Raw genomic sequence first — 24,606 nt, 5'->3', positions numbered from 1 at the left:
TGCTACCCGGCGAACCAGTCCTTTGCGGAAATGCCCAGCAGCAGCACTGCCCCCATTAGCGCGATGAAGAATACCCCCGTCCACGGCATGAAGCCCACACGATCGAGATCCGTGCGTTTCATGCGGCGGCGGTCACCGATCCAGGCCACTGCCGCCAGAAAAACGCAGATGCCGCCGGCGACGGCCATGATGAGGTCGGAATCGGTCATCTGCCGCCCTTGCCTCCTCGCGACGGGAAGATAAAGCCCGACGCGTGAACGCTTCCACCCAACCGTCCTCTCCGGCCGCATCATCCCGGCGCACAGACCGGCCGATGCTGGCCATCGGCCTGCGCCTTATGGCGATGGTCATGCTCTCCACCATGTTCATGCTGATCCGCCTTGCCGGACGCGAAGGCGTTTCCGCGCCGGAAATGGTGTTCTGGCGGCAGGCCATGGCCGTGCCGCTGATGGGCGGCTGGCTGCTGGCGACGGGTCGGCTGGGTCTGCTGCGGACCACGCGCCTGCGCAGCCATGCGATGCGGGCGACCACGGGCACGGTCGGGCTTGTCTGCAACGTCACCGCCGCCATGCTGTTGCCCTTGCCGGTGGGAACGACGCTGGGCTTCACCGCGCCGCTGTTCGCGGTGCTGATCACCGCAATCGTCATGCGCGATCAAGTCGGGCCGTGGCGTTGGACCGCCGTGATCCTGGGCTTTCTGGGCGTCTTGCTGATTACCCGGCCCGGCCAGCAGGACATTCCGCTGGCGGGCCTAGCCGCCGGGCTTGGCGCGGGGGTGATCGTCGCCATCGTCAGTTTCCAGATCCGCGACCTTGGCCGCACGGAGCAGCCGATCACCTGCGTGTTCTGGTTCTCGTTCTTCGGCGCGGTCTTCGCCAGCGTGCTGTTGCCATTCTATGGCCAGTCGCACGAACCGCACGTCTGGCTGCTCCTGGTGGCCGTGGGACTGGCGGGAACGCTGGCGCAATTGCTGGTCACGGCGGCGCTGCGGTTCGGCGCGGTGGCGACGGTGGTGGTGATGGATTACAGCGCACTGATCTGGGCCACGCTTTACGAGCGCACGGTGTTCGGCGCGCTGCCGCCCGCCTCGATCTGGCTTGGCGCGCCGCTGATCATCGCCGCCGGCCTGATCATCACCTGGCGCGAACACTATCTGGCCAAGCGCATCTCTCCCACCTCCGCGCTGGATGAGGGTGCAACGGAAGAGATTGCGGACGAAAGACCCTCTCGCTGATCGCAGGGAACCGGCGCCCGGATCGGGCGTTGCCTTGTGCGGATACCGGTTTTGCATGACGGTGGTCGCACGAAAGGAACCCGGAAATGGTCAAGAAACTCGTACTCGCCCTTGTGGTTGGCGGCATCGTGGTCTCGGCATCGGCCTGCAATACGGTCAAGGGTGCGGGGAAGGATGTGCAATCGGTCGGTCAGGCCGGTGAGGACGCCATCAACAAGTAAGCCGAACCGCACAGGCCGAGCGCCAAAGCGCTTGCTCTTCCCTCTTTCGCTGTCAGCCCTGATCGCCTAGCGGTCAGCGATCCGGCACCAATCGGGGCGCCGGATCAGAAGGATGGCGAAGAGATGATCAGGAAACTTGTCCTGGTTGCCGTGGGCGCGGGCCTCGTGCTTGGCGCGGCTGCCTGCAACACCGTTCGCGGTGTGGGACAGGACCTCGAATCCGCGGCGAACTCGGTCGACCGCGCGACGTGAGGGTCATGGCCTGTCGGGTTTGCCCGGCAGGCCCCAGCCCCTTCGCGAACAGGCTTTTCAGCTGTCGGTAATATGCGCCGCAACCATGGCGCGGGCGCGCTGCCAGAGCACGAAGCGGCTCACTAGAACCACACCCAGAGCGAAGCCGAGCATCGCATCGGTCACCAGCATGGCGGTTGCGGCGGGATGGCCCGCACCCACGGTCATGCCACTCGGCAGGATCAGGCGGCGGATCAGGAACACGCCCAGAATCAGCACCAGCGCCAATGGCGACTGACGCACCATGACGCGGGCATCGTCGCCCTCACCCTCTACATGTAGCCGCATCAGGCGCGAACGCTGCATGCCGATGGCGCCGCCGACCACGAAGCCGGCGGCAAGGCTGGCCCAGCCCAGCGGCGACGGCATCATCGCGCTGAGCGCAAGGCAGATCAGTGCCGCCACGATCAGCGGCATGATCCAGAGGAGGGGGAGCCGGAGCGGGCGGGCTTTTTCCAGATTGCGGAAACGCCAGAGCATTACCGCGCCGAAAATCGCCAGCGGCAACCATGCCGCCATACCGTTACCGGATCCCCCCATAATCCTCAGCTACCCCCGAACTCGCTCAGCGAGGGCGTCCCCGGCTCACCCGGAGTGCCCTGCCATACGAGCACTGGCTTACGCGCCGCGAGCGTTTCGTCAAGCCGGCGGCGCGGTGCGAAGTGCGGTGCGCTATGCAGGCTCTGGTCGCCGTCCTTGGCGCGCTGGGCAAGGCTGCGCAGCGAACCGATGAAGCGATCAAGCCCGGCCTTGCTTTCGGTCTCGGTCGGTTCGACCAGCATCGCGCCCTTCACCACCAGCGGGAAATAGACCGTCATCGGGTGGAAGCCCTCGTCGATCAGGCCCTTGGCGATGTCCAGCGTAGAGAAGCCCTCAGCCAGACCAGCATCGCTGAACAGCGCCTCGTGCATGCACGGGCCGCTCTTGGCGAAGGGTGCCGGCAGCAGATCCTCGCACGAACGCAGGACGTAGTTGGCGTTGAGCACCGCATCCTCGGCAACCTGACGCAGACCGTCCGCGCCGTGGCTGAGGATGTAGGTCAGCGCGCGGGTGAACATGCCCATCTGGCCGTGGAAGGCGACCATGCGGCCGAATGCCTGCGCATGGCCCTCGCCCGCGTTTTCCTCTTCGACGAGGTGGACGCGGCCATCTTCACCGCGGCTGACGAAGGGCAGCGGCGCGAAGGGCGCCAGCGCTTCGGACAGCACGACCGGGCCGGCACCGGGGCCGCCACCGCCGTGCGGGGTGGAGAAGGTCTTGTGCAGGTTGATGTGCATGGCATCGACGCCCAGGTCGCCCGGGCGCACCTTGCCGACGATGGCGTTGAAGTTCGCACCGTCGCAATAGACGTAGCCGCCGGCTGCGTGGACCGCATCGCCAATCGCCTTCATCTCCGGCTCGAACAGGCCGCAGGTGTTGGGGTTGGTGATCATCACGCCCGCGACGTTCGGGCCGAGCTTGGCCTTCAGCGCCTCCACATCGACGCGGCCTTCCGGGGTCGCCGGGATCGACTGCACCTTGAAGCCCGCGAAAGCGGCGGTTGCCGGGTTGGTGCCGTGGGCACTTTCCGGAACCAGCACCACGTCGCGCTTCTCACCGCGCGCGTCGAGCGCGGCGCGGATGCAGAGCAACCCGCAAAGCTCGCCATGCGCACCGGCCTTGGGGCTCATCGCCACCGATGCCATGCCGGTCAGCGTGATCAGCCAGTCGGCCAGCTGCTCGATCACTTCCAACGCGCCCTCGACCGTCTTCTGCGGCTGGAGCGGGTGAACGTCGGCAAAGCCCGGCAGACGGGCCATCTTCTCGTTCAGGCGCGGGTTGTGCTTCATCGTGCACGAACCGAGCGGGAACGGCCCGAGGTCGATCGCGTAGTTCTGGCGCGACAGGCGGGTGTAGTGGCGCACCGCTTCCGGCTCGGTCAGGCCCGGCAGCGCCGGAGCCGCCTTGCGCAGGAACTTCGAGAGGCCCGAAGCAACCGGACGCGTCGGCGTGTCGAGATCGACACCGCACTTGGCCGACGAACCGAGTTCGAAGCTGAGTGCTTCTTCCAGCATCAGGCCATAGTCGCCCGAGGCGGTCTTGAAGGCAGCGCCCTCACCGGCTTCACCCATGCTGGGGCGCCAGCCGCTTGCGTTTACCGCGTTCATGCCAGCACTCCTTCAAGCTCACGGGCAAAGGTTTCGATATCCTCGTCGGTCACGGTCTCGGTCGCCGTCACCAGCAGGCCGTTGTGCAGATCGCTGTCCTCGGGGAACAGGCGGCCGAGCGAGACGCCGCCCAGCACCTTGCGGTCGGCCAGTTCGCGCACGACTTCGCGCGCATCGCGGTTCAGCACCACGGTCGCCTCGTTGAAGTAGGCGTCGTTCAGCACCTTCACGCCCGGAACCTTGGCCAGACGCTCGATCAGCGCCTGCGCCTTGTCGTGGTTCACGGCGGCAAGCTGGGCCAGGCCCTCACCGCCCAGCAGGGTCAGGTGAATGCTGAAAGCCAGCGCGCAAAGGCCGGAGTTGGTGCAGATGTTGCTGGTCGCCTTCTCGCGGCGGATGTGCTGTTCGCGCGTGGAGAGCGTCAGCACGAAGCCGCGCTTGCCCTCGGCGTCCACGGTCTGGCCGCAGAGACGGCCCGGCATCTGGCGCACGAACTTCTCGCGGCAGCCGAACAGGCCCAGGTACGGGCCGCCGAACTGCAGGCCGACGCCGATCGACTGGCCTTCGCCCACGACGATGTCGGCACCCAGCGCGCCCGGCGCTTCGATCATGCCCAGCGCAACCGGCTCGGTGACGACGGCAATCAGCAGCGCGCCCATGGCGTGCGCGGCATCGGCAATCGCGGCGAGATCGGGGATGCGGCCCATCACGTCCGGATACTGGACGACGACGCAGGAGGTCTTGTCGTCGATCGCGGCGATCACGGCGGCGTCATCGGCCTGCGGCACGAGCTGCGCCTTCAGCGAGACGATATCGTCTTCGGTGAACTTGGCCATCGTGCGCACCACTTCGGCGTAGTGCGGGTGCAGACCGCTGGACAGCACCGCGCGGTCCTTGCGGGTGATGCGGCTGGCCATCAGGATCGCTTCCCAGCACGCGGTCGAACCGTCGTACATGGATGCATTGGCGATGTCGGTGCCGAACAGGCGCGCGACCTGCGTCTGGAACTCGAACAGCACCTGCAGCGTGCCCTGTGCGATTTCCGGCTGGTAGGGCGTGTAGGCGGTCAGGAACTCGCCGCGCTGGATCAGGTGATCGACCGAGGCCGGAACATGGTGGCGATAGGCGCCGGCACCGATGAAGAACGGCGCCGTGCCGGCCGAGAGGTTCTTGGCCGCAAGTGCGGACATGTGCCGCTCCACCGCCATTTCGCTGGCGTGAGCGGGCAGGCCTGCGATCGGGCCGGAAAGGCGAGCTTCGACGGGCACATCGATGAAGAGATCGTCAACGCTGGCGGCGCCGATGACGCCGAGCATCTCGGCACGGTCGGCCGGAGTCAGGGGAAGGTAGCGCATGGGGTTTCCTGCATGATTGTCCTCCCCGGCACGGGGAGGTGGCAGCCTGAAAGGCTGACGGAGGGGATTGGCGACCTAGCGCAAGCGTTGCGCCCGGCGGCGATTCCCCTCCACCGTCCTGCGGACGGTCCCCCTCCCCGTACCGGGGAGGATTGGACGTCAGAGGCTTGCGACATAGTCCTTGTAAGCCGCTTCATCCATCAGCGCTTCCAGTTCCGAAGCGTCCGACAGGGTGATGCGGAACAGCCAGCCGCCGACTTCGGCGTCGGTGTTCACCAGTTCCGGCTGGTCGGCCAGAACCTCGTTGGCTTCGGCGATGGTGCCGGAAACCGGGGTGTAGACGTCCGAAGCGGCCTTTACCGAATCGACGACGGCCACCGAATCGCCCTTGTCGAAGGTGGCGCCTTCGGCCGGCAGGTCGACGAAAGTGATGTCGCCCAGCTGGCCCTGTGCGTAATCGGTGATGCCCACGGTGCCGAGGTCACCCTCGATTTCGATCCACTCGTGTTCCTGCGAGAAATAACGGGTCATGGGAGAAGTTCCTCAGCGGTGATAGCGGTTAGGGACGAAGGGCATGGCTGCGACTGTGGCGTCGAGCTTCTTGCCCCGGATTTCGATGGAAAGTGCGGTGCCGTCCGCAGCAAGTGCCGCGTCGACATAGGCCATAGCGATAGGGTGCTGGAGCGAGGGCGAGAAACCGCCCGAGGTCACTACGCCAATTTCCTGTTCGCCATGGAAAACCTTGGCACCTTCGCGCGCGGCCTGACGGCCTTCGAGCTTAAGGCCGATACGCTTCTGGGCAGTGCCCTCGGCAAAGTCGCGCTGGACACGCTCGGCACCGGGGAAGCCGCCTTCGAGGCGGCGGCGCTTGTTGATGCCGAAAGCAAGGCCGGCTTCGACCGGGCCGCGTTCCGGGTCCATGTCGTGGCCATAGAGCGGCAGGCCGGCTTCAAGGCGCAGCGAATCGCGCGCGCCAAGGCCGATCGGCTTCACTTCGGGCTGGGCCAGCAGCAGGTCCGCCACTTCGGCAGCGGATTCGCCGGGGATCGAGATTTCGAAACCGTCTTCGCCGGTATAGCCCGAACGGCTGATCCAGGCATCGACGCCGCCCAGCGTGAAGCGGCCGCCCTTCATGAAGGTCAGCGCCGAAAGCGGGTATTCACCCTCAGCCACGCGTTCCAGCGCAGCGAAAGCCTTGGGGCCCTGCAGCGCCAGCAGCGCGCGGTCGTCGAGGTGGTTCAGCGTAATGTCGTCCGGCAGATATTCGCGCAGCGTGCCGATATCGTCCCACTTGGTGGCGCCGTTGACGACGAGGTAGAAACCGCCCGGCCAGCGCGAGACCATCAGGTCGTCCAGAATGCCGCCGTTTTCGTCCAGCAGCAGCGAATAGCGCACGGCGCCCAGCTTCAGGGTCGAAAGGTCGATCGGCAGCGCGGCTTCCAGCGCGGGCTCAACATCGGTCTGCGCGCCCTCTTCGCCGGTCACGAGCAGCTGGCCCATGTGGCTGACGTCGAACAGGCCGGCGTTCTCACGCGTCCAGAGGTGCTCGGCCATGATGCCTTCGTATTGCACGGGCATCATGTAACCGGCGAATTCGACCATGCGGCCGCCGTGATCGCGGTGCCAGCCGTCCAGCGGCAGAAGCATCGGCGCCAGTTCTTCGGGTTCCTGATCGGAATCGGAAATCGGGTATTCGCTCAAGACATGACTCCGCACAGTTCGGCACACCATTCCAGGTGCCCCCTCTGTCACGGAAACCTGAGAGCTTCCCTCGACAAGCCCATGACAGGCAGGCCAAAGTTACACCGTCGGCGGCCTCAATCCCCAAGGGAATGAGACACTTTCCAGAGTCTCGCTATCGACTTGGCGCGGTCCTTTTGCCTGAGAGATTCCGGGGCGGTTGCTCCTTCGGCGCCCACCTTTCCGCATGTGCGAATCGGCAGGTCTCTCCCGCGCTGTCAGCGATGCCCTGACCCTTGGGTGACAGGTGCGTTTGTGTCAACGCCGGTTGCGCTGCGCTGCGGCACTATTTCCCCGAGATGAAGCTTCAGCCTTCGAGCGAACCCCTCACTACGTTCGTCATTGCGAGCGTAGCGAAGCAATCCAGAGGCGGTTCGCGCTGCCCTGGATTGCTTCGCTACGCTCGCAATGACGAAGAAGGGTTATTGCCCCAGTGGGACGCTCCCCGCTCAATCCCCTGCCCGGCGCAGTGCGCGCATCATCGCTTCATGCTCATGGATGAAGCGGCCGCGCGTCTTCTCGGCGCTCAGCGCGAAGATCACATCGGCAAGGCGGCGCACGGAGATCGAGCGGAACTTGGCAAACCGGCCGTGCAGCACGATGGCGTCCGCCACTGGGTTCAGCACTTGCGCCATGCTTTCCAGCGGGCGGCTTTCGCTGCGATGGCCGCGCAGCAGGCCGGGGCGCAGGATGTCGAGCCGGCGGAAGCCCAGCTTGTGAACGGCGTCCTCGATATCGCCCTTGGTCCGCAAGTAGAGGTTGCGGCTCGCCCGGTCGGCGCCGACCGAGGAGACCAGGATCACATGCTCGATCCCGGCGGCGCGGGCGGCCTTGGCCGTTTCCAGCACCAGATCGTAATCGACCGCCCGGAAGGCCTCGTCGCTGCCCGCCGCCTTGCGCGTGGTGCCCAGCGCGCAGACCAGAACCTGTGCCTGCGCGGCGGCGATCAGCGTGGGCCACTGGTCGGTTTCGCCCACCAGCACTTCCATCTGCGCGCCTTCGGGCAGCCGCACTTCGCGCCGGGCGACGCCGATCACGCGCACGTCGCTACGGCCGATGCTACCGGCGATCACCGCCTGCCCGACCAGTCCGCTCGCCCCGACAAGGCAAAGACGGCGCGCTTCAGACATTGCGCAGGCCCTCCGGCGTCGATCCGTAGATCTGCGCGTGGCAGGCGATGGCGTAGCGGTCGGTCATGCCGGCGATATAGTCGGCGATGTGGCGGCTGCGCTCCGGCTCATGGCGCGGCAGGCCGTCGATCCAGCTTTCCTCCATCAGCACCGGCTCCTGCGAATAGGCGGCGTAGAGTTCGGCGATCAGCGCCCGCGCGCGGCGCGCGGTTTCCAGCTGTTCGGGGTGGTAGTAGAGCTTCTCGTACATGAAGCGTTTGAAGGCACGTTCGCCCTCCTCCACTTCGGGCGAGAAGGTGACCAGCTGGCGACCGGCCATGCGCACGTCGTGCACGCTCTCGATGCCGATCAGGTTGCCCTTGGTCTGGGCGAGCAAGTCGTTGACCATGAAGCCGATCTGGCTGCGGATCAGTTCGGCCAGTTGGCGGCTGCGCGCCACGCCGGGGAAGCGCCGTTCCACCTCGCGCCAGCGGTCCACCACGAAGGGATGCGCCAGCAGCTCGTCCAGATCGAGGAAGCCCGCGCGCAGGCCGTCGTCGATATCGTGGTTGTCGTAGGCGATATCGTCAGACAGCGCCGCCACTTGCGCTTCCAGCGAGGCATAGGAGCCGAGTTCGAGGTTATAGGCCGCGTCCAGTTCGCCCAGCGCCCAGTTCGGCGTGGCGACGGGGCCGTTGTGCTTGGCCAGCCCTTCCAGCGTCTCCCACGTCAGGTTGAGCCCGTCATGCTCGCAATAGGGGCTCTCGATGCGCATCAGCGTGCGCAGGCAATTGGCGTTGTGGTCGAACCCACCCGCCTTGTGCAGCGCAGCGTCCAGCGCCTCTTCCCCCGCATGGCCGAACGGCGGGTGGCCGATATCGTGGGCGAGTGCGAGCGCCTCGGTCAGATCCTCGTCCAGCCCAAGGATCCGCGCGATCACGCGGGCGACTTGCGCGACTTCCAGGCTGTGGGTCAGGCGGACACGGTAGTGATCGCCGTCGGGCGCGATGAAGACCTGCGTCTTGTAGCGCAGGCGGCGGAACGCGATCGAATGGACGATACGGTCGCGATCGCGCTGATAGGCGCTGCGCGGCCCCCGCGCGACGCCGTCCTCCATCGGATATTCGCGCCCGCGCGTGCGGGCCGGATCGGATGCATAAGGTGCGAGGGTCAAGCCTTGGTCTTTCCAGAACTAGGAATTTCTTGCCGCCCCTAGAGCATTTTCAGGGGCGGTGGAAACACCTGACTTTCAACTGTTTCACCGCCGGATCTTATTGCGCCAGGCCAGTCTTGCACAGCGCCGCCGAAGTGGTGGTGACCAGGATCACCTCACGGTCATCCACCGACTTCACCGCGCGGACCCAGGCGCCCAGCGTGGGCTTTTCGCCCTCCAGCTTCTGCAGCTTCACGATCTGGATCAGGTTCAGCCGCTTCATCATGCGCTTGGTCATGCAAGTGGCGACGCGGTTGGACATGCCGTTTTCGATCAGCGCCGAATGCAGCCGCCACGCCGCATAGAAATGCGCGCCGACAACCAAGACCACGACAAGGCCGACAAGCAGCAGAAATCGCTTGAGAATACGCATAGCGCGCCCTTAGCGGCTCATCCTCAATCCGCCAGCGCCTTGTTGATGTCCTCAACCATCTTCTTCGCATCGGCCAGCAGCATCATCGTCTGATCCATGTAGAACACGTCGTTGTCGACGCCCGCATAACCAACGCCACCCATCGATCGCTTCACGAAGAAGATCGTCTTGGCCTTCTCCACATCGAACACCGGCATACCGTAGATCGGCGAAGTCTTGTCGGTGCGCGCGGCGGGGTTCACCACGTCGTTGGCGCCGATGATGAAGGCGACGTCGCACTGCGCGAACTCGCCGTTGATGTCCTCCAGTTCGAACACTTCGTCATAGGGGACGTTGGCCTCGGCCAGCAGCACGTTCATGTGGCCCGGCATGCGGCCCGCGACCGGGTGGATCGCGTACTTCACGTTGACGCCGTGCTTCTTCAGCAGGTCCGCCATTTCGCGCAGCACGTGCTGGGCCTGCGCCACCGCCATGCCATAGCCGGGGATGATGATGACGTTTTCCGCCTCCTGCATCAGGAAGGCCGCATCCTCGGCAGAGCCGCGCTTCCACGGGCGCTGTTCCTTGGCTTCGCCGCCCGCCCCGCCGCCGTTGTCCGCTCCAAAGCCACCCGCGATCACCGAGATGAAGCTGCGGTTCATCGCCTTGCACATGATGTAGCTGAGGATCGCGCCGGACGAGCCGACCAGCGCGCCGGTGATGATCATCGCCGTGTTGTGCAGCGTGAAGCCCATCGCCGCCGCCGCCCAGCCCGAATAGGAGTTGAGCATGGAGACGACCACCGGCATGTCCGCCCCGCCGATCGGGATGATCAGCAGGAAGCCGATGGCGAAGGACAGCACCACGATCGCCCAGAACAGATGCGGCGTAGTCCAGTGGAACAGGCCGACCAGCACAACGATCGCCACCAGCGCACCCAGATTGATCACATGCCGCGCGGGCAGCAGGATCGGCGCGCCGCTCATGTTGCCGTTGAGCTTGGCAAACGCGATGACCGAGCCGGAGAAGGTGATGGCGCCGATGGCGACGCCCAGCCCCATCTCGATGCGGCTACCCTTCAGGATATCCAGCCCGCTGGCGTCCAGAATGCCGAAAGCCGCCGGGTTGTAATAGGCCGCGACGCCCACCAGCACTGCCGCAAGCCCGACCAGCGAGTGGAAGGCGGCCACAAGCTGCGGCATCGCGGTCATCTGGATCTTGCGGGCGATTGCGAAACCGATCCCGCCACCAATGGCGATGGCGATGGCGATTTCCGGCAGGCTGGCGATCTCATGCGTCAGCAGCGTCGTCACCACGGCGATGCCCATGCCGACCATGCCGTAACGGTTGCCCCGGCGACTGGTCGCCGGCGAGGAAAGTCCTCGCAGCGCGAGGATGAAGCAGATGCCGGCAATCAGGTAGGCAACCGCCACCCAGGGGTTCACCGCGTGCGCCTCCATCACTTCGTCTCCCTGGAGGCCGGCTTGTCCTTCTTCTTGTACATCGCCAGCATACGCGCGGTGACGGCAAAGCCGCCGAAGATGTTGATGCTGGCCAATACGACCGCACCCAGCCCCAGCCATTTGGCCAGCGGAGAGCCCGAAGCCGCACTCGCCACCAGTGCGCCGACGACGATCACCGAGGAGATCGCATTGGTCACCGCCATCAGCGGCGTATGCAACGCCGGGGTTACCGACCAGACGACGTAGTAGCCCACGAAACAGGCCAGCACGAAGATCGAGAGGATCGAAACGAAATCCATGCCTTTACCTGTCCTCCCCGGTACGGGGAGGGGGACCGTCCGCAGGACGGTGGAGGGGATTCTCAGCCCACGCAGCGATAGCAGCGGCAGCCCCTGCCGCATCCGCCAGCACTCGCGAAGCCGAAACCCTCAAAACCCTGAACCCGTTTTCCTTGATGAAACGTTCCCGCTCCGCATCCCTCTGCGGCCGATCGGCCATGTCATGCACGATACCGTCAACCTCGACGACAAGCCTTATGGAGAGGCAGCAGAAGTCGGCGATGTAAGGCCCGATCGGATGCTGGCGGCGGAATTTCAGTCCACCCGGTCGCTGGCGTAACTCTTGCCATAGGGCGACTTCGGGCCTGGTCATTGTGCGACGTAGGTTGCGAGCCCGGCTCACGGCAGAGCGCGGTGTAAACCGCGAATCCCCTCCACCGCGCTGCGCGCGGTCGCCCTCCCCGTTCCGGGGAGGACTGGGCCGCGCGAAACTCACCCCAACAGCCTCGCGTTCACCACCTTGCCGCCTTGCGTCAGCCGGATGGCAGTGCCGATTTCCTCATCGAGCACCGGCCTACCCTGCTCCTTGTCCCAGAACGCCGAGATGAAGTTGAGCAGGTTCCGCGCAAACAGTGCCGAAGCATCGGCCGGAAGGTGCGCCGGCGTGTTCGAATAACCGACGATCTTCACGCCGTGCCGCACGACCACCTGATCCGCCTCCGAACCCTCCACATTGCCGCCTTGCGACACCGCCAGATCGAATATCACGCTGCCCGGCTTCATCGTCGCGATCTGCGCATCGGTGATGAGGCGCGGAGCGGCCCGGCCGGGGATCAGGGCGGTGGTCACCACGATGTCCTGCTTGGCCAGGTGCCCGGACACCAGCTCGGCCTGCGCCTCCTGGTATTCCTCGCTCATTTCGGTGGCATAGCCGCCCGAACCCTCGCCCTCGATCCCGGCGACGTTCTCGACGAAGATCGGCTTGGCGCCCAGCGAGAGGATCTGCTCTTTCGTTGCCGAACGCACGTCGGTGGCGGAGACTTGCGCGCCAAGGCGGCGCGCAGTGGCGATCGCCTGCAGTCCGGCGACGCCGACGCCCATCACGAAGCACTTGGCCGCCGTCACCGTGCCCGCCGCCGTCATCATCATCGGGAAGGCCCGGCCATAGAGATTGGCCGCGACCAGCACGGCCTTGTATCCGGCAAGGTTCGATTGGGAGGAGAGGATGTCCATCGATTGCGCGCGCGTGATGCGCGGCATGAATTCCATCGCCAGCGCTTCCAGCCCCGCCGCTGCATAGGCATCGACCCGCGCCCGGCCCCCATTCGGATCTTTACCGAAAGGATCGAGCCCCGCGACGATCCACGCGCCCGGCTTCACGCCCGAAAGCAGCGCCGGATCGGGGCCCTGCACGCCGAACACCACATCTGCGCCGGCCACAACCTGCTCGGCAGAGCCCACTTCGGCCCCGACGGCGGCATAGTCCGCATCGGAGATGGTGGCAGCCAGCCCGGCCCCGCTTTCCACGGCGACAGTCGCGCCCAGCGCGATAAGCTTCCTCACGGTCTCCGGCGTGGCCGAGACCCGCGTTTCACCCGCCGCCCGCTCTTTCAGGACGGCGAAGCGCGTTGCGCCCGCCACCGGCGGATCAGCGCGCGATGATGCCGACGACGATCGCCACGATCACCACGATGGCAGCGGTGCCCCAGGTCGCGGCCTTGATGAAGCTGTTGTAGGTTTCGGTCGCAACCTTGATGTCGGTGCCGGATGCCATCGATCGTATCCCCTGTGGTTGTTCTTGCGCGACCGCATGATACGATCACCTTGAATTCTTTCGCTTGGTCTAACCGGGCAAGGCTGGTCGCTCAAGGGGCAAGCTATCGCCCCTGTCACTTGTTTCAGGCGATTTCGGATCGTTCGGGCGATTGAAGTAAGACTGCGACAAGGGTGCAGCACATCGCTTGCACGTGGCGCAGGCTTAATTTCGTCTTTACTGGTTTGCCCTAAGCAGCTTACGTCAAGAGCAGGAGGCGATGTAGCAGGCGTGACAATGGCGGAACCAGAACAGCGCCTCCTCATGCTGATCGACGACGAACCTGCGCAAAGCCGCCTGATCTCGGCACTGGCAGCGCGCGAAGGGTGGCGAACGTTGATCGCGCGTGATCCGGAGACGGCGATCGCCACGCTCGGCACGCGCCAGGGCATGCAGCTTTCCGCCATCATCCTGGACCAATGGGTCCCCGGGGAAGATGCCTGCGCGCTGATTGCCGAACTGAAATCGCGCCGCCCGGCCCTGCCGATCCTGATGCTCACGGCCAATACCTCGCCCCTTTTGGCCGTCGAGGCGATGCGCGCGGGGGCGACCGACTATCTGGTCAAGCCCATCGCGCCGGACCGGCTGATGCACGCGCTGCGATCCGCCACCACGCGGGAAGCCCCGCGTGACGAACTGGCGCCGCTGACCGAGAAGATGCCGTCCAACCCCGATTTCGAATCGATGATCGGGGCCTCTCCCAATTTCCGCAAGGCGCTGGCCGTGGCCGCCAAGGCCGCACGCGGGCACGGGCATGTGCTGGTGGAAGGCGAAAGCGGCACCGGCAAGGAAGTGCTGATCCGCGCCGTCCATGCCGCCAGCCCGCGCGCGCGCAATCCGCTGCGGATGGTCAACATCGCCGGGCTCGCTGCCAATTCGATCGAATCCAATCTGTTCGGGCATGAAAAAGGCGCTTTCCCGGGTGCCTTCGAACGGCAGATCGGCGCGCTGCAACACTGCGACGGTGCCACGCTGGCGCTGGACGAGATCGACCGCCTGCCAATGAGCGTGCAGGAACGCCTGCTCGAATCCATCCGCAAGAGCGATGTTCGCCCGATCGGCGCACGCCATTCTTTCCGCATCGACTTGCGCATCATCGCAGCGAGCAACATGCCGCTGCAGGATCTGGTGGACGCCGGGGAATTCCTGCCCGAACTGCTGGAAGCGCTGGCGCCCACCAAAGTGGAACTGCCACCGCTGCGCGAACGGTCTGGCGACATTCCCGCGCTCACCCGCTTCTTCCTCGCCCGCATCGGCGAACAGCCGGGCCTGCGCGAACTGGGCATCACCGATGGCGCGCTGTCACTGCTGGCGGCTTACGACTGGCCCGGTAACGTCCGCCAATTGCAGGCCGTGCTGTTCCGCGCGGCGGTGTTCTGCGACGGCGACGCGCTGACGTCTGACGATTTCCCGCAGCTTCTTTCCATCCTCGGATCCGGGCCCGCCACGGTGGCAGGCAATCCACGGCAGGAAAGCTCCGGCGTGATGCTCTACACGCCCGATGGCCATCTGCGACCGCTGGAAGAGATCGAGGCGGATGTGATCCGTCTGGCCATCGGCCTCTATCGCGGCCGCATGACCGAAGTGGCGCGGCGGCTGGGGATCGGGCGCTCCACGCTCTATCGCAAGCTGACCGAACTCGGCATCGATAATGCAGCATAACGGGGCAGCCTAAAAGGGCGGCCTAACAATAGACGACCCCGGAGCCGTGGCTCCGGGGTCGTCGCCCCTTTCAGGGCTGCCCCCAAGGGGAAACCGGGGTTACAGGCTTTCCAGATAGACCTGCGGCACGCGATAGCCGCGCTTGGCCATGTACTTCACGTACTTGCCGCGTTCCTGGAACAGCTCGCTGGCATATTCGCTATAGGCGTCGCGCTGGTCCTCGATGTCCGTGGCGTGGCGCAAGTCGCTGGCGAGTTCCTTGCGGGTCTCGTTCACGTTGATGCGGTAATCGTACCACTTGCTGTTCTGCACGCCGCCGATCGGGCTCTGGATGATGCGGGCTTCCTCGCCGCGCGCCACTTCCTTCTCGTACATCGTCGGGACCGCAATCGCGGCACCGGCCGGAACAAGGGCCATCGCAACGAGTGCGCTGCGGAAAAACGTCTTCTTCATGGGACTTCTCCCTTCGCTTTCGTGTGTTCGGAGGGAGAAACGAACCCACTGGCGTTTTACGTCGCGCCAATAGACGAAACGGGCATCGCGGCGGACGATCCGAAATGGTGCCGGATCATACGTTTACGCGTAAACACAGCGCGCGCGGCGGTTCATCCGCGCGCAAGGCGCGGTTCATCGGGGAGCCAGCTTTGTCGCAACGATCAGCGCGGCAATAGCCCGAAATCGGTGAGCGCCGCATCGCGCAGGCCCCGCCAGACGTGGACCGCCTGCACCGTTTCGCGCACGTCATGCACGCGCAGGATATGCGCGCCGGCGTCCATCGCCTTGATCGCCAGCATCAGCGATCCGCCCAGCCGGTCATGCGCGGCAGCCTCGTTGGAGAGCGCGCCGATCATCCGCTTGCGGCTGGCGCCGACGTAAAGCGGGTGACCCAGCGCGTGGAAGATCGCGAGGCCGTTCATCAGCGCCAGGTTCTCCGCCACCGTCTTGCCGAAGCCGACGCCGGGATCGATCATGATGTTCTCGGCGCGGACGCCCGCCGCCAGACACTCGTCGCGGCGCTGTTCGAGCCAGTCGTACACGTCCAGCACGACATCGGCATAGTCGCCGTTGGAATGGAGGTCGTCCGCCTTGCCTGGCGCATGCATCAGCACCACCGGCGCGCGCGAGGCGGCCGCAAGTTCAAGGCTGCGCGGATCGTAGCGCAGGGCGGAGACGTCGTTGATGATATGCGCGCCCGCCGCCAGCGTGGCCTCCATCACCGCCGGGCGGCGCGTGTCGACGCTGATCGCCGCGCCCATGGCAGCAAGCTGCTCGACCATCGGCACCACGCGCTTGATCTCGTCCCCTTCCCACACCGCGCCGGCGCCGGGACGGGTGGATTCGCCCCCGATGTCGATCATCGCCGCGCCCGCTTCCAGCATGGCCGCGGCGTGGTCGAAGGCAACCTGAGGCTTGTCGAGGAACGAGCCGCCGTCCGAGAAGCTGTCCGGTGTCATGTTGAGAATGCCTGCGACTTGCGGCTGCTCAAGCCGGATCGTCCGCTGGCCACACTGCAGCGGCGGATGGACCTTCCTGAAGTTGGCCCACTGGCGTTCTGCATCGGCACCAAGACCGGCCGGAAGCGCCGCCAGCGCGGCGGGCACTTCGGCAGCACCGAAACGCTCGCGCGAGATCACCTTGCCGTTTTCGCGCACGATCAGGGCGAAGCGGCTGGCCCAGACCAGCGAGCCGGCAAGGCGAACGGTCTCCCCCTCCTCGCTCTGCGGACTTTGGGCGAAGGCGATGGGCTGGATGTAGATCTTGCGAGTCATGGGGCGGCCCTTAGCTCTTGCGCGGGCCACGCAGAACAGGTTTCGAGGCTCTGCCCATCACCTCTGGCTAATAGAGCATTTTCTAATCAGGTGGGACCACCTGATGACTCGGAAAATGCGGCACCCCAAAAACTTAAAACCGCCCTTCGATCGATCTCGAAGGGCGGTTCAAAAGCCTCAAGGCTCGGTAGCGAGGATGTAGAGCTGGCGGATCGCGTCGATCGGCTTGACCTTGCCTTCATGCTCAAGGTGCCAGAACGTCCAGCCGTTGCACGAAGGCGCTTCCTGCAGTTCCTTGCCCAGCCCGTGGATCGAACCCGTGGCCTTGTCCGCCACCAGCGAACCATCGGCCCGCACCACGGCGCGGAAACGGTTCTTCTTGTCCGAAAGCACGGTGCCGGGGGCAATCCAGCCGGTTTCGATCAGCGTGCCGAACGCCACCTTGGGCGCGGTGCGCTTCGACTGCATGGTCTTCAGCGCGCTTTCGTCCAGCGGCAGCGCCATTTCGATGCGTTCCAGCGCGGCTTCGCGGTAGTCGCCCTCACGCTCGCAGCCGATCCACTCGCGGCCGAGGCGCTTGGCGACGGCGCCGGTGGTGCCGGTACCGAAGAACGGATCGAGCACGACGTCGCCCTCGTTGGTGGTGGCCAGCATCACGCGATAGAGCAGCGATTCCGGCTTCTGCGTCGGGTGCACCTTGCGGCCGCCCTTCTTCAGACGTTCCGCGCCGTTGCAGATCGGCAGGACCCAGTCCGAACGCATCTGCAGTTCGTCGTTCAGCGTCTTCATCGCGCGGTAGTTGAAGGTGTACTTCGACTTTTCGCCCATCGACGCCCAGATCAGCGTCTCATGCGCGTTGGTGAAGCGGGTGCCCTTGAAGTTCGGCATCGGGTTGGCCTTGCGCCACACGATGTCGTTGAGGATCCAGAACCCCATGTCCTGCATGATCGCGCCGAGGCGGAAGATGTTGTGGTATGAACCGATCACCCACAGCGAACCCTCGGGCTTGAGCACGCGGCGCGCTTCGGTCAGCCAGTCACGCGTGAACTGGTCATAGGCGGCAAAGCTGGAGAACTTGTCCCAGTCGTTGGTCACAGCATCGACATGGCTGCCGTCCGGACGCGAAAGGTCGCCGCCGAGCTGAAGGTTGTACGGCGGATCGGCGAAGACCATGTCGACGCTGGCGTCGGGAATGGTGCGCATCGCCTCGATGCAGTCGCCCGGGATGATCTGGCCGAGGGGCAGCAGTTCCTTCGGCGTCGGCGCGGGTGCGCGCGCGCGGATCTTCTGCTTGACGAGTAGCTGGCCCATGTTTGCTCCGGGGAATTTGAACTGTGGATTGACTCCCCAATGAGTCTTTCCCGATTCACCGTCAAGCCGCGACTCGCCGGATTCCCTAGTGATTCACCTGTTCAGCAGTATGGAACAAAACGAATCCAACACAAGATATCGAGTCATGGGCGAATCCGACGACTCAACATCTTGGGGTTCGCGACTCGAAAACGACTCGCGCGATTCAGGCAAATTTTTTTATCAACATGGCGCGCGCCGAAATGCACAGATGCGTCATTGAACGACCCGGGCCGCTGCCCGGCCGGCCGAGATTCAAATCAGCCCGTAGTCCACGCCGGTCATCTGGAAGCTCACGTCCCAAAGCCTGCGCGCCGCTTCGGGATCGGTGGCCGAAGGCTTGCGCTTCGCCACGCCGGACGGGCCGGAAACCTCGCCCATCTTCTGCGGGCCGTAGTACTGGCCCGGCTCCACGGCGTCCGTCGCCGCCTGCAATGTGGGCCATGCGCCGTCGGCCGCGCTGTTGAGCACCATGCCCACGATCGGGAACAGCGCCCTGAACGCCAGCGAGTGACGCCCCAGTTCGGTGGAGGCTACTCCGGGATGGCAGGCCACGGCCGTAACCGGCGATCCCGCCGCGCGCAGGCGCCGGTCCAGTTCGTACATGTGCAGCAGGTTCATCAGCTTGCTGTCGCCATAACGCTGCGATCGGTTGTAGCTTCGATGCGCGTCCAGATCGTCCCAATCGATCTTGCCGCGACGATGGGCAAGGCTGGCAGTGATGACCACGCGCGAACCCTGCACTTCGGACAGCTTGGGCAGCAGCAGCCCAGTCAGCGCGAACGTGCCCAGATGGTTCACGCCGAACTGCAGTTCATGCCCCTGCACCGTGCGTTGAAGCGGCGGCATCATCACGCCGGCATTGTTCACCAGCACATCGAGCCGGGGCTCATCCCGCGCAACGATCGCCGCGCATTCGCGCACGCTGGCAAGGTCCGCCTGATCGAGCGGAACGAAGGCGAGGTTCGCGCCCGGCACTTCCAGCCGGATGTTCTCCATCGCCTGCCGGGCCTTCTCCTCGCTGCGGCAGGCGAGCAGCACGCGCGCCCCGCGCGCGGCCAGCACTTTGGTCGCCTCGTACCCCAGCCCGGTATTGGCACCGGTGACGAGGAAGCACTTGCCAGCCTGCCCGGCCACGTCCGCAGCGGTGAATCCCTTCAAAGCGCCATCTCCAGTTGAGCGACCGGCGCGAAGCTGCGGCGGTGGTGAATGGTGGGGCCATGGAGGCGCAGCGCCTCAAGATGCTGGGCGGTGCCGTACCCGGCATTGCGCTCCCACCCGTAATGAGGATGCGCCAGCGCAAGATCGCGCATCAGGCGGTCACGGTGTTCCTTGGCGATGATTGAGGCAGCGGAGATGCACGGCTCCACCGCGTCTCCGCCCACGATGGCGCGGGCGGTCCAGCGCCATTCGGCGGTGCGGCCATGCGGCGTCATGTTGCCGTCGATCAGGACTTCGCCGGGTTCTTCGCCCAATTGCTCGCACAGCGCGGCGACGGCGCGGGTCATTGCCAGCATCGTCGCGCCGAAGATGTTGATCCGGTCGATCTCTTCCACGTCCACCACGCCCACGGCCCAGCGGCAGCGGCGCTTGATCGCTTCTTCCAGCTCAGCCCGGCGCTTGGCGGAAAGCTTCTTGGAATCGTCCAGACCCGAAGGCCGGGGCTTGCACAGCACGACCGCGCCCGCCACAACCGGACCCGCCAGAGGGCCACGCCCGGCCTCATCCACTCCGATGATCAGGCGGCCCGGTGCATTGGCAACAGGGGATGTAATCGACGTGACCAAGCGGAAAACCTCCAGACCTTTCCTTGCGGCGGTATCGCCCGTAGCCTTCATCCTCGCAAGCTGCGGCGCCGCAGGCTCCGGGGATAAGGCCTCGGCCGCCACTTCCGATGCGGCGCCGTTCAAGGTCTCGCAAGTGGCCTCTTTCGACGAGCCCTGGGCGATGGATATCGACAAGGCCACCGGGGCGATGATCGTCACCGAGAAGAAAGGCAAGATCCGCCTGCGTCTGGCGGATGGTACCTTGGGCGAAGTGAGCGGCGCGCCGACGGTGGCCTATGGCGGCCAGGGCGGCCTTGGCGATGTGATCTTCGCTCCGGCGCAATCAGGCAAGACGCTCGACGGCCGCGTGGTCTACCTCAGCTGGGCCGAGGCGGGCGAAGGCGATACGCGCGGTGCCGCGGTCGGCAAGGGCACCCTCTCCTGCCCGCAACCGGCAAGCTGCGCGCTGCAGGGCCTCACCGTGATCTGGCGGCAGACGCCCAAGGTTTCCGGCGAAGGGCACTATTCCCACCGACTGGCGTTCTCGCCGGACGGCAAATACCTCTTCGTCAGTTCGGGCGAACGGCAGAAGTTCACGCCCGCGCAAGATCTGGGCACCAATCTCGGCAAGATCGTGCGCCTCTTACCTGATGGCACGCCTGCACCCGGCAATCCCTATGCCGACAAGCCTGCCCCGACGAACCAGATCTGGTCCTACGGCCACCGCAACGTCCTGGGCCTCGTCTTCGACGACAAGGGGCGGCTTTGGGATCTGGAGCATGGTCCTGCGGGCGGCGACGAGATCAATCTGGTAAAGCCTGGCCAGAACTATGGCTGGCCGCTGGTGTCGGACGGCGATCACTACGACGGCAAGCCGATCCCCCGTCACAAGACGCGGCCCGATCTCGCCGCGCCGGCCATCAGCTGGAACCCGGTGATCGCGCCGGGCGACTTCATCTTCTACACCGGCGATAAATTCCCGCAGTGGAAGAGCCAGTTCATGATCGCCTCGTTCACCGTGCCCGGCCTCGTCCGCGTGCGGATCGATGGCGAGAAGGCGGTGGAGGAAGCGCGCTACCCGCTCGACAACCGCATCCGCGAAATCGATCAGGGGCTGGACGGGTCGATCTGGCTGCTGGAAGACGGCCCCGCGCCGGATTCCGGCCGCCTGCTGCACCTGACGCCGCAGGCGTGATCGCTATCGCGCTAATCCGACATTAGCCGAATTGAATCGACAAAGGCGCGCGCCATACCTATCGGCGCGCGCCATGTCAGATACTGCCACGCTCATTCCGCTCGACAATGTCGATCCCGCGCTCGTCGAAGCGCTGCTCGATCGTGCGTTCGAGCCGGAACGACACAAGCGCACCGCTTATAAGGTGCGTGAGGGCACCGACTGGCTGCCCGGCCTGTCCTTCGCGGCGCTCGACAGTCAGGAGATGCTCGTCGGCTCGATCCAGTGCTGGCCGGTGGCACTCACCGATCCGGACGGCCGTGCGCATCCGCTGATCATGGTCGGCCCGGTGGCCGTGCTGCCCGAATTGCAGGGTCAGGGCTTCGGCAAGGCGCTGGTCTCGGCCAGCCTTGCCGGGATCGATGCCCGTGCGCCGCTGCCGCAAGTGCTGATCGGCGATCCGGACTATTACGACCGCTGGGGCTTCACCAGCGAGGCGACCGGCGGCTGGAGCCTACCCGGCCCGTACGAGCAGCACCGCCTGCTGGTGCGCAGCGAGAATCCCGCCGTTCTCCCGCGTGAAGGTATGCTGGGGCCTTGGTTGCGTTAACTCAGGTAGCCGGCCCGCGTTAAATCGCGGGCTGGACCTTGGCGTGCGCGCGCCTATCTGGCATCGCAAAGCCATGCCTTATGACGTGCCGCCCGATCTGAACGCCCTGACGCTGTCCGAAGCGGCCGAACTGGTGGCCGCGCGCAAGCTGCCACCGGTCTCGGAATGGTTGCCCGCGGTCACCGGCGACAGCGAAATGCGCATCCTGGCGGACGGACGCTGGTTCCATCAGGGCGGAGAAATCCGCCGCCCGGCAATGGTCCGCGCCTTCGCCTCCCTGCTGCTGCGCGACGATCAGGGCCAGCACTGGCTGGTCACGCCGGCCGAGAAGCTCTCCATCGAAGTGGAAGACGCCGCCTTCATCGCCACCGATGTGCGCGCGGAAGGCGATGCGCTGGTCTTCCGCTTGAACACTGACGATATCGTCATCGCCGGGCCCGATCACCCGATCCGCAGTCAGGGCGATCCCGAAACCCCGGCGATCTACCTTTCCGTCCGCAACGGCACCGAGGCCCGCCTGAACCGCAGCACCTATGGCCAGCTTGCCGAAATCGCGCTCGCGGGCGGCGATCTTTCGGTAACGAGCCAAGGCGCGACTTTCGATCTGGTGCCCGCATGAGCCTGCTGTTCGACCGCCTGCGCCCGCGCTTCGACGCCGCGCACAGGAACGCCCCGCCGGAACTCTGGCTCGATCCCCGCATCGACGAGATTCCTGAGTTCAAGCCCGCCGCCGTCCTCGTCACGCTGACCGAGCGGGACAAGCCCGGCACGCTGCTGCTCCACCGCCCCTCCACCATGCGTGCCCATCCCGGCCAGATCGCCTTCCCCGGTGGCCGGCTGGACGACGGCGAAACCGCCATCGAAGCGGCGCTGCGCGAGGCGGACGAGGAACTGGGCATCCACCCGCGCGACGTGCAAGTGCTGGGCACCAGCGACGTCTACCGCACCGGCAGCGGCTACGAAATCACCCCGGTTCTCGCGGTGATCCCGGCCGACCTGCCGATCCACCCCAACCCGGCCGAAGTGGCGCAGTGGTTCGAGGCGCCGATGGGCTTCCTCCTCGATCCCGCCAACCAGCAGCAATGCTCGGTCGAATGGGAAAACCGCCACCACCGCTTCGTGGAGATCAACTGGCACGACCACCGCATCTGGGGCGTGACCGGCGCGATCCTTCACAACCTTTCCCGCAGGCTCGACTGGAATGACTGAACACTTGCCCACCCGCATCGCACCCGACTGGATGCACCGGGAGGACATCGCCGCGCTGGTCGAAACGCTGGGCGCCGAAAACGCTCGCTACGTGGGCGGCGCCGTGCGCGACACCCTGCTGGGCCAGCCGGTGAAGGACATCGACATGGCCACCACGCTGGAGCCGGACGAGGTGATGATCCGCCTGAAGCGCGCGGACATCCACCGCGTGCCCACCGGGATCGACCACGGCACCGTCACTGCCGTGCTGGCCAGTGGTCCGGTGGAGATCACCACCTTGCGCCATGACGTTTCCACCGACGGCCGCCGCGCCACCGTGGCCTTCGCCGAGGACTGGCGCGAAGACGCCGCCCGCCGCGATTTCACGATCAACGCGCTCTATGCCGATCCGCTGACCGGCGAGATCTTCGACTATTTCGGCGGCCTGGCCGACCTTGCCGCCCGCCGCGTGCGCTTCATCGGCGACGCGCGCCAGCGCATCCGCGAGGATCACTTGCGCATCCTGCGTTACTTCCGCTTTCAGGCCCGGTTCGGATCGCAACCGGCCGACGCGGAAGCCGAAAGCGCCTGCTCCGAACTCGCCGCCACGCTCAAGGGCCTGTCGCGTGAGCGCGTGGGCATGGAGATGATGAACCTGCTCGGCCTGCCCGATCCCGCGCCGACCGTAGCGCGCATGGCCGAACTGGGTGTTCTGGCGGTGATCCTGCCCGAAGCCGATCCCGCCGCCCTCGCCGCGCTGGTCGCTGCCGAGCAGGCGCAGGGTATCGCCCCCGATCCGCTGCGCCGCCTTGCCGCGCTGCTGCCCGCGCAAACCTCGCTGGCCGAACAGGTCGCATCGCGCTTCCGCCTTTCCGGCGCGCAGAAGAAGCGCCTCTCCCTCGCCGCCGCGCGGGAGAACGCGGTGGGCGACGCTCGCGCGCTGGCATACCGCCTTGGCCGCGAAAGCGCGCTTGATCGCTTGCTGATCGCCGGCGCCGATGCCTCCCCGCTCGGCGACTGGCAGATCCCCCAGTTCCCGCTCAAGGGCGGTCAGATCGTCGCGCGCGGCGTCAGCGCCGGGCCGGAAGTCGCCCGCATCCTGAGCCGGGTGCAGGACCGCTGGATCGCCGAAGGCTTCCCCGCCGCATCCCGTGTCGACGCCCTGCTCGATGCCGAACTGGCGGAGCAAAACTCGTGAACCTCGGCGAGCTTTCGCAATTTCTCTACCAGAAGCCGCTGATGGCGCTGACCATCGCGGCGATCCTCGTCTCGATGCTGGCGGGCATGATGACCGTGCGCTACCCGCGCCTGAGCCACGGGTTGCGCAACACCGCCTATCTGGGGCTCACCGCCGCGCTGTTGCTCACCGTCGCCAGCCTTGCCGGCAACGCCCACCGTTCCGATGCGGCGCTCTGGCTCGATCAGGTGCGCCCGGCCGCCGTGAACGGCACGCAGACGGTGCTGCCGCTGCGCACCGACAATCATTTCTGGGTCGAGGCCCAGCTGAACGGCGAGCCGGTGAACTTCCTGATCGATACCGGCGCGACCTACACCGGCATCTCGCAATCGGTTGCTCGGCGCGCCGGTATCGTTCCCGATGAGGGCGATGAGGGCGTGATGCTGGATACCGCGAACGGCACCATCGTCGCCCGCATGGCCACCGCCAGTTCGCTACGCTTCGGCTCGATCGAGGCGACGTCGCTGCCCGTCGCCATCGGCCCGGACAACGAAGTGGAGACCAACGTCATCGGCATGAACCTGCTGTCGCAACTCGGCAGTTGGCGCGTGCAGAACAACCAGTTGATCCTTGAACCCAAATCCGCGGCAGAGGCCACCAAGGCGGACTGAGCCCCGCGATATCGCCGCGGCGA

Annotated in this window: 29 protein-coding genes and 2 riboswitches; of the genes, 10 read left to right on the top strand and 19 right to left on the bottom strand. The window is 65.7% G+C overall.

What is annotated here, in order from left to right:
- Positions 1–2: 2 nt before the first annotated feature.
- On the bottom strand, positions 3–209 hold the full coding sequence (locus ACZ1JC_RS18825) for a hypothetical protein (protein ID WP_465135426.1): 207 nt from the start codon (positions 207–209) through the stop codon (positions 3–5).
- A gap of 44 nt (positions 210–253) precedes the next feature.
- Between ACZ1JC_RS18825 and ACZ1JC_RS18820 the strand changes: the two genes are divergently transcribed.
- The 3 genes from ACZ1JC_RS18820 to ACZ1JC_RS18810 all read left to right on the top strand — a co-directional run bounded on the left by ACZ1JC_RS18820 (position 254) and on the right by ACZ1JC_RS18810 (position 1,707).
- Complete coding sequence (locus tag ACZ1JC_RS18820) at positions 254–1,234, top strand: DMT family transporter (RefSeq protein ID WP_465135427.1); 981 nt, start codon at positions 254–256, stop codon at positions 1,232–1,234.
- 86 nt (positions 1,235–1,320) lie between these two features.
- Entirely contained in the window at positions 1,321–1,455 is a 135-nt protein-coding gene (locus tag ACZ1JC_RS18815) for an entericidin A/B family lipoprotein (protein WP_465135428.1), read from the top strand.
- Positions 1,456–1,578: 123 nt separating this feature from the next.
- On the top strand, positions 1,579–1,707 hold the full coding sequence (locus ACZ1JC_RS18810) for a hypothetical protein (RefSeq protein WP_465135429.1): 129 nt from the start codon (positions 1,579–1,581) through the stop codon (positions 1,705–1,707).
- A 57-nt stretch (positions 1,708–1,764) separates the two neighbouring features.
- Here ACZ1JC_RS18810 and ACZ1JC_RS18805 read toward each other — a convergent pair whose 3' ends face one another.
- From ACZ1JC_RS18805 to ACZ1JC_RS18745, 13 genes are all read right to left on the bottom strand, one after another.
- On the bottom strand, positions 1,765–2,265 hold the full coding sequence (locus tag ACZ1JC_RS18805; RefSeq protein WP_465135430.1) for a CcdC protein domain-containing protein: 501 nt from the start codon (positions 2,263–2,265) through the stop codon (positions 1,765–1,767).
- A gap of 26 nt (positions 2,266–2,291) precedes the next feature.
- Positions 2,292–3,893: an aminomethyl-transferring glycine dehydrogenase subunit GcvPB gene (gcvPB, locus tag ACZ1JC_RS18800; RefSeq protein ID WP_465135431.1), complete on the bottom strand. Its 1,602-nt coding sequence runs from the start codon at positions 3,891–3,893 to the stop codon at positions 2,292–2,294.
- The gene (gene gcvPA / locus ACZ1JC_RS18795) at positions 3,890–5,248 is read right to left on the bottom strand and encodes an aminomethyl-transferring glycine dehydrogenase subunit GcvPA (RefSeq protein WP_465135432.1); all 1,359 of its coding nucleotides are present in this window, start codon (positions 5,246–5,248) and stop codon (positions 3,890–3,892) included. The genes gcvPB and gcvPA overlap by 4 nt, the downstream gene beginning before the upstream one ends.
- Positions 5,249–5,407: 159 nt before the next feature.
- A complete protein-coding gene (gene gcvH / locus ACZ1JC_RS18790) occupies positions 5,408–5,779 on the bottom strand; it encodes a glycine cleavage system protein GcvH (RefSeq protein WP_465135433.1) in 372 nt (123 codons plus the stop codon).
- 12 nt (positions 5,780–5,791) lie between these two features.
- Positions 5,792–6,895, bottom strand: coding sequence for a glycine cleavage system aminomethyltransferase GcvT (gcvT, locus tag ACZ1JC_RS18785; RefSeq protein ID WP_465138546.1), 1,104 nt, complete (start codon positions 6,893–6,895; stop codon positions 5,792–5,794).
- An 88-nt stretch (positions 6,896–6,983) separates the two neighbouring features.
- A riboswitch (glycine riboswitch) is annotated at positions 6,984–7,106 on the bottom strand.
- A 1-nt stretch (position 7,107) separates the two neighbouring features.
- Positions 7,108–7,211, bottom strand: a riboswitch (glycine riboswitch).
- A 226-nt stretch (positions 7,212–7,437) separates the two neighbouring features.
- A complete protein-coding gene (locus tag ACZ1JC_RS18780) occupies positions 7,438–8,118 on the bottom strand; it encodes an NAD(P)H-binding protein (protein WP_465135434.1) in 681 nt (226 codons plus the stop codon).
- On the bottom strand, positions 8,111–9,271 hold the full coding sequence (locus ACZ1JC_RS18775; protein ID WP_465135435.1) for a deoxyguanosinetriphosphate triphosphohydrolase: 1,161 nt from the start codon (positions 9,269–9,271) through the stop codon (positions 8,111–8,113). Before ACZ1JC_RS18775 ends, ACZ1JC_RS18780 begins: the two co-directional genes overlap by 8 nt.
- A gap of 97 nt (positions 9,272–9,368) precedes the next feature.
- A complete protein-coding gene (locus tag ACZ1JC_RS18770) occupies positions 9,369–9,683 on the bottom strand; it encodes a hypothetical protein (protein ID WP_465135436.1) in 315 nt (104 codons plus the stop codon).
- A gap of 23 nt (positions 9,684–9,706) precedes the next feature.
- A complete protein-coding gene (locus ACZ1JC_RS18765; protein WP_465138547.1) occupies positions 9,707–11,122 on the bottom strand; it encodes an NAD(P)(+) transhydrogenase (Re/Si-specific) subunit beta in 1,416 nt (471 codons plus the stop codon).
- Positions 11,122–11,424: an NAD(P) transhydrogenase subunit alpha part 2 gene (locus tag ACZ1JC_RS18760; protein ID WP_465135437.1), complete on the bottom strand. Its 303-nt coding sequence runs from the start codon at positions 11,422–11,424 to the stop codon at positions 11,122–11,124. Before ACZ1JC_RS18760 ends, ACZ1JC_RS18765 begins: the two co-directional genes overlap by 1 nt.
- 4 nt (positions 11,425–11,428) lie before the next feature.
- Positions 11,429–11,776, bottom strand: a complete 348-nt coding sequence (locus tag ACZ1JC_RS18755) for an endonuclease domain-containing protein (RefSeq protein WP_465135438.1) — start codon at positions 11,774–11,776, stop codon at positions 11,429–11,431.
- Between the two features lie 119 nt (positions 11,777–11,895).
- Entirely contained in the window at positions 11,896–13,044 is a 1,149-nt protein-coding gene (locus ACZ1JC_RS18750) for an NAD(P) transhydrogenase subunit alpha (RefSeq protein ID WP_465135439.1), read from the bottom strand.
- 7 nt (positions 13,045–13,051) lie between these two features.
- Positions 13,052–13,177 (bottom strand): aa3-type cytochrome c oxidase subunit IV, encoded by a 126-nt coding sequence (locus ACZ1JC_RS18745; protein WP_465135440.1) that lies wholly within the window; start codon positions 13,175–13,177, stop codon positions 13,052–13,054.
- Between the two features lie 276 nt (positions 13,178–13,453).
- Here ACZ1JC_RS18745 and ACZ1JC_RS18740 point away from each other — a divergent pair, with 276 nt between their 5' ends.
- Positions 13,454–14,878, top strand: coding sequence for a sigma-54-dependent transcriptional regulator (locus ACZ1JC_RS18740; RefSeq protein ID WP_465135441.1), 1,425 nt, complete (start codon positions 13,454–13,456; stop codon positions 14,876–14,878).
- A 99-nt stretch (positions 14,879–14,977) separates the two neighbouring features.
- On the opposite strand, the gene ACZ1JC_RS18735 is transcribed toward ACZ1JC_RS18740, so the two are convergent.
- The 5 genes from ACZ1JC_RS18735 to ACZ1JC_RS18715 all read right to left on the bottom strand — a co-directional run bounded on the left by ACZ1JC_RS18735 (position 14,978) and on the right by ACZ1JC_RS18715 (position 19,784).
- Positions 14,978–15,331 carry a hypothetical protein gene (locus ACZ1JC_RS18735; protein ID WP_465135442.1) on the bottom strand — a complete coding sequence of 118 codons (354 nt, stop codon included), beginning with the start codon at positions 15,329–15,331 and terminating at the stop codon, positions 14,978–14,980.
- A 203-nt stretch (positions 15,332–15,534) separates the two neighbouring features.
- Complete coding sequence (folP, locus tag ACZ1JC_RS18730; protein ID WP_465135443.1) at positions 15,535–16,647, bottom strand: dihydropteroate synthase; 1,113 nt, start codon at positions 16,645–16,647, stop codon at positions 15,535–15,537.
- A gap of 177 nt (positions 16,648–16,824) precedes the next feature.
- Positions 16,825–17,958, bottom strand: a complete 1,134-nt coding sequence (locus ACZ1JC_RS18725) for a DNA methyltransferase (protein ID WP_465135444.1) — start codon at positions 17,956–17,958, stop codon at positions 16,825–16,827.
- 294 nt (positions 17,959–18,252) lie between these two features.
- Positions 18,253–19,158: an oxidoreductase gene (locus tag ACZ1JC_RS18720; protein WP_465135445.1), complete on the bottom strand. Its 906-nt coding sequence runs from the start codon at positions 19,156–19,158 to the stop codon at positions 18,253–18,255.
- Complete coding sequence (locus ACZ1JC_RS18715) at positions 19,155–19,784, bottom strand: ribonuclease HII (RefSeq protein WP_465135446.1); 630 nt, start codon at positions 19,782–19,784, stop codon at positions 19,155–19,157. The genes ACZ1JC_RS18720 and ACZ1JC_RS18715 overlap by 4 nt, the downstream gene beginning before the upstream one ends.
- Between ACZ1JC_RS18715 and ACZ1JC_RS18710 the strand changes: the two genes are divergently transcribed.
- The 6 genes from ACZ1JC_RS18710 (at position 19,777) to ACZ1JC_RS18685 (ending at position 24,583) form a co-directional block, all read left to right on the top strand.
- Positions 19,777–20,958: a PQQ-dependent sugar dehydrogenase gene (locus ACZ1JC_RS18710; RefSeq protein ID WP_465135447.1), complete on the top strand. Its 1,182-nt coding sequence runs from the start codon at positions 19,777–19,779 to the stop codon at positions 20,956–20,958. The genes ACZ1JC_RS18715 and ACZ1JC_RS18710 overlap by 8 nt on opposite strands.
- A gap of 73 nt (positions 20,959–21,031) precedes the next feature.
- Positions 21,032–21,547 (top strand): GNAT family N-acetyltransferase, encoded by a 516-nt coding sequence (locus tag ACZ1JC_RS18705; protein WP_465135448.1) that lies wholly within the window; start codon positions 21,032–21,034, stop codon positions 21,545–21,547.
- Between the two features lie 73 nt (positions 21,548–21,620).
- The gene (locus ACZ1JC_RS18700) at positions 21,621–22,166 is read left to right on the top strand and encodes a DUF1285 domain-containing protein (protein WP_465138548.1); all 546 of its coding nucleotides are present in this window, start codon (positions 21,621–21,623) and stop codon (positions 22,164–22,166) included.
- Positions 22,163–22,756: a CoA pyrophosphatase gene (locus ACZ1JC_RS18695; RefSeq protein WP_465135449.1), complete on the top strand. Its 594-nt coding sequence runs from the start codon at positions 22,163–22,165 to the stop codon at positions 22,754–22,756. The genes ACZ1JC_RS18700 and ACZ1JC_RS18695 overlap by 4 nt, the downstream gene beginning before the upstream one ends.
- Complete coding sequence (locus ACZ1JC_RS18690; RefSeq protein WP_465135450.1) at positions 22,749–23,933, top strand: CCA tRNA nucleotidyltransferase; 1,185 nt, start codon at positions 22,749–22,751, stop codon at positions 23,931–23,933. The genes ACZ1JC_RS18695 and ACZ1JC_RS18690 overlap by 8 nt, the downstream gene beginning before the upstream one ends.
- The gene (locus tag ACZ1JC_RS18685; RefSeq protein WP_465135451.1) at positions 23,930–24,583 is read left to right on the top strand and encodes a retropepsin-like aspartic protease family protein; all 654 of its coding nucleotides are present in this window, start codon (positions 23,930–23,932) and stop codon (positions 24,581–24,583) included. Before ACZ1JC_RS18690 ends, ACZ1JC_RS18685 begins: the two co-directional genes overlap by 4 nt.
- Positions 24,584–24,606 lie beyond the last annotated feature (23 nt).

The sequence above is a fragment of the Sphingomonas sp. BL-S-28 genome, assembly GCF_055521515.1.
This window is presented reverse-complemented; position numbering and strand designations above follow the sequence as displayed.

Excerpts from the sequence above, each read along its gene's own strand:
- folP (WP_465135443.1), bottom strand. The coding sequence starts at position 16,647 with ATGACTCGCAAGATCTACATCCAGCCCATCGCCTTCGCCCAAAGTCCG.
- ACZ1JC_RS18755 (WP_465135438.1), bottom strand. The coding sequence starts at position 11,776 with ATGACCAGGCCCGAAGTCGCCCTATGGCAAGAGTTACGCCAGCGACCG.
- gcvH (WP_465135433.1), bottom strand. The coding sequence starts at position 5,779 with ATGACCCGTTATTTCTCGCAGGAACACGAGTGGATCGAAATCGAGGGT.
- gcvPA (WP_465135432.1), bottom strand. The coding sequence starts at position 5,248 with ATGCGCTACCTTCCCCTGACTCCGGCCGACCGTGCCGAGATGCTCGGC.
- ACZ1JC_RS18815 (WP_465135428.1), top strand. The coding sequence starts at position 1,321 with ATGGTCAAGAAACTCGTACTCGCCCTTGTGGTTGGCGGCATCGTGGTC.
- ACZ1JC_RS18760 (WP_465135437.1), bottom strand. The coding sequence starts at position 11,424 with ATGGATTTCGTTTCGATCCTCTCGATCTTCGTGCTGGCCTGTTTCGTG.
- ACZ1JC_RS18735 (WP_465135442.1), bottom strand. The coding sequence starts at position 15,331 with ATGAAGAAGACGTTTTTCCGCAGCGCACTCGTTGCGATGGCCCTTGTT.
- ACZ1JC_RS18695 (WP_465135449.1), top strand. The coding sequence starts at position 22,163 with ATGAGCCTGCTGTTCGACCGCCTGCGCCCGCGCTTCGACGCCGCGCAC.
- ACZ1JC_RS18805 (WP_465135430.1), bottom strand. The coding sequence starts at position 2,265 with ATGGCGGCATGGTTGCCGCTGGCGATTTTCGGCGCGGTAATGCTCTGG.
- ACZ1JC_RS18770 (WP_465135436.1), bottom strand. The coding sequence starts at position 9,683 with ATGCGTATTCTCAAGCGATTTCTGCTGCTTGTCGGCCTTGTCGTGGTC.
- ACZ1JC_RS18740 (WP_465135441.1), top strand. The coding sequence starts at position 13,454 with ATGGCGGAACCAGAACAGCGCCTCCTCATGCTGATCGACGACGAACCT.
- ACZ1JC_RS18725 (WP_465135444.1), bottom strand. The coding sequence starts at position 17,958 with ATGGGCCAGCTACTCGTCAAGCAGAAGATCCGCGCGCGCGCACCCGCG.
- ACZ1JC_RS18825 (WP_465135426.1), bottom strand. The coding sequence starts at position 209 with ATGACCGATTCCGACCTCATCATGGCCGTCGCCGGCGGCATCTGCGTT.
- ACZ1JC_RS18705 (WP_465135448.1), top strand. The coding sequence starts at position 21,032 with ATGTCAGATACTGCCACGCTCATTCCGCTCGACAATGTCGATCCCGCG.
- ACZ1JC_RS18765 (WP_465138547.1), bottom strand. The coding sequence starts at position 11,122 with ATGGAGGCGCACGCGGTGAACCCCTGGGTGGCGGTTGCCTACCTGATT.
- ACZ1JC_RS18745 (WP_465135440.1), bottom strand. The coding sequence starts at position 13,177 with ATGGCATCCGGCACCGACATCAAGGTTGCGACCGAAACCTACAACAGC.
- ACZ1JC_RS18700 (WP_465138548.1), top strand. The coding sequence starts at position 21,621 with ATGCCTTATGACGTGCCGCCCGATCTGAACGCCCTGACGCTGTCCGAA.
- gcvT (WP_465138546.1), bottom strand. The coding sequence starts at position 6,895 with ATGCTTCTGCCGCTGGACGGCTGGCACCGCGATCACGGCGGCCGCATG.
- ACZ1JC_RS18690 (WP_465135450.1), top strand. The coding sequence starts at position 22,749 with ATGACTGAACACTTGCCCACCCGCATCGCACCCGACTGGATGCACCGG.
- gcvPB (WP_465135431.1), bottom strand. The coding sequence starts at position 3,893 with ATGAACGCGGTAAACGCAAGCGGCTGGCGCCCCAGCATGGGTGAAGCC.
- ACZ1JC_RS18780 (WP_465135434.1), bottom strand. The coding sequence starts at position 8,118 with ATGTCTGAAGCGCGCCGTCTTTGCCTTGTCGGGGCGAGCGGACTGGTC.
- ACZ1JC_RS18810 (WP_465135429.1), top strand. The coding sequence starts at position 1,579 with ATGATCAGGAAACTTGTCCTGGTTGCCGTGGGCGCGGGCCTCGTGCTT.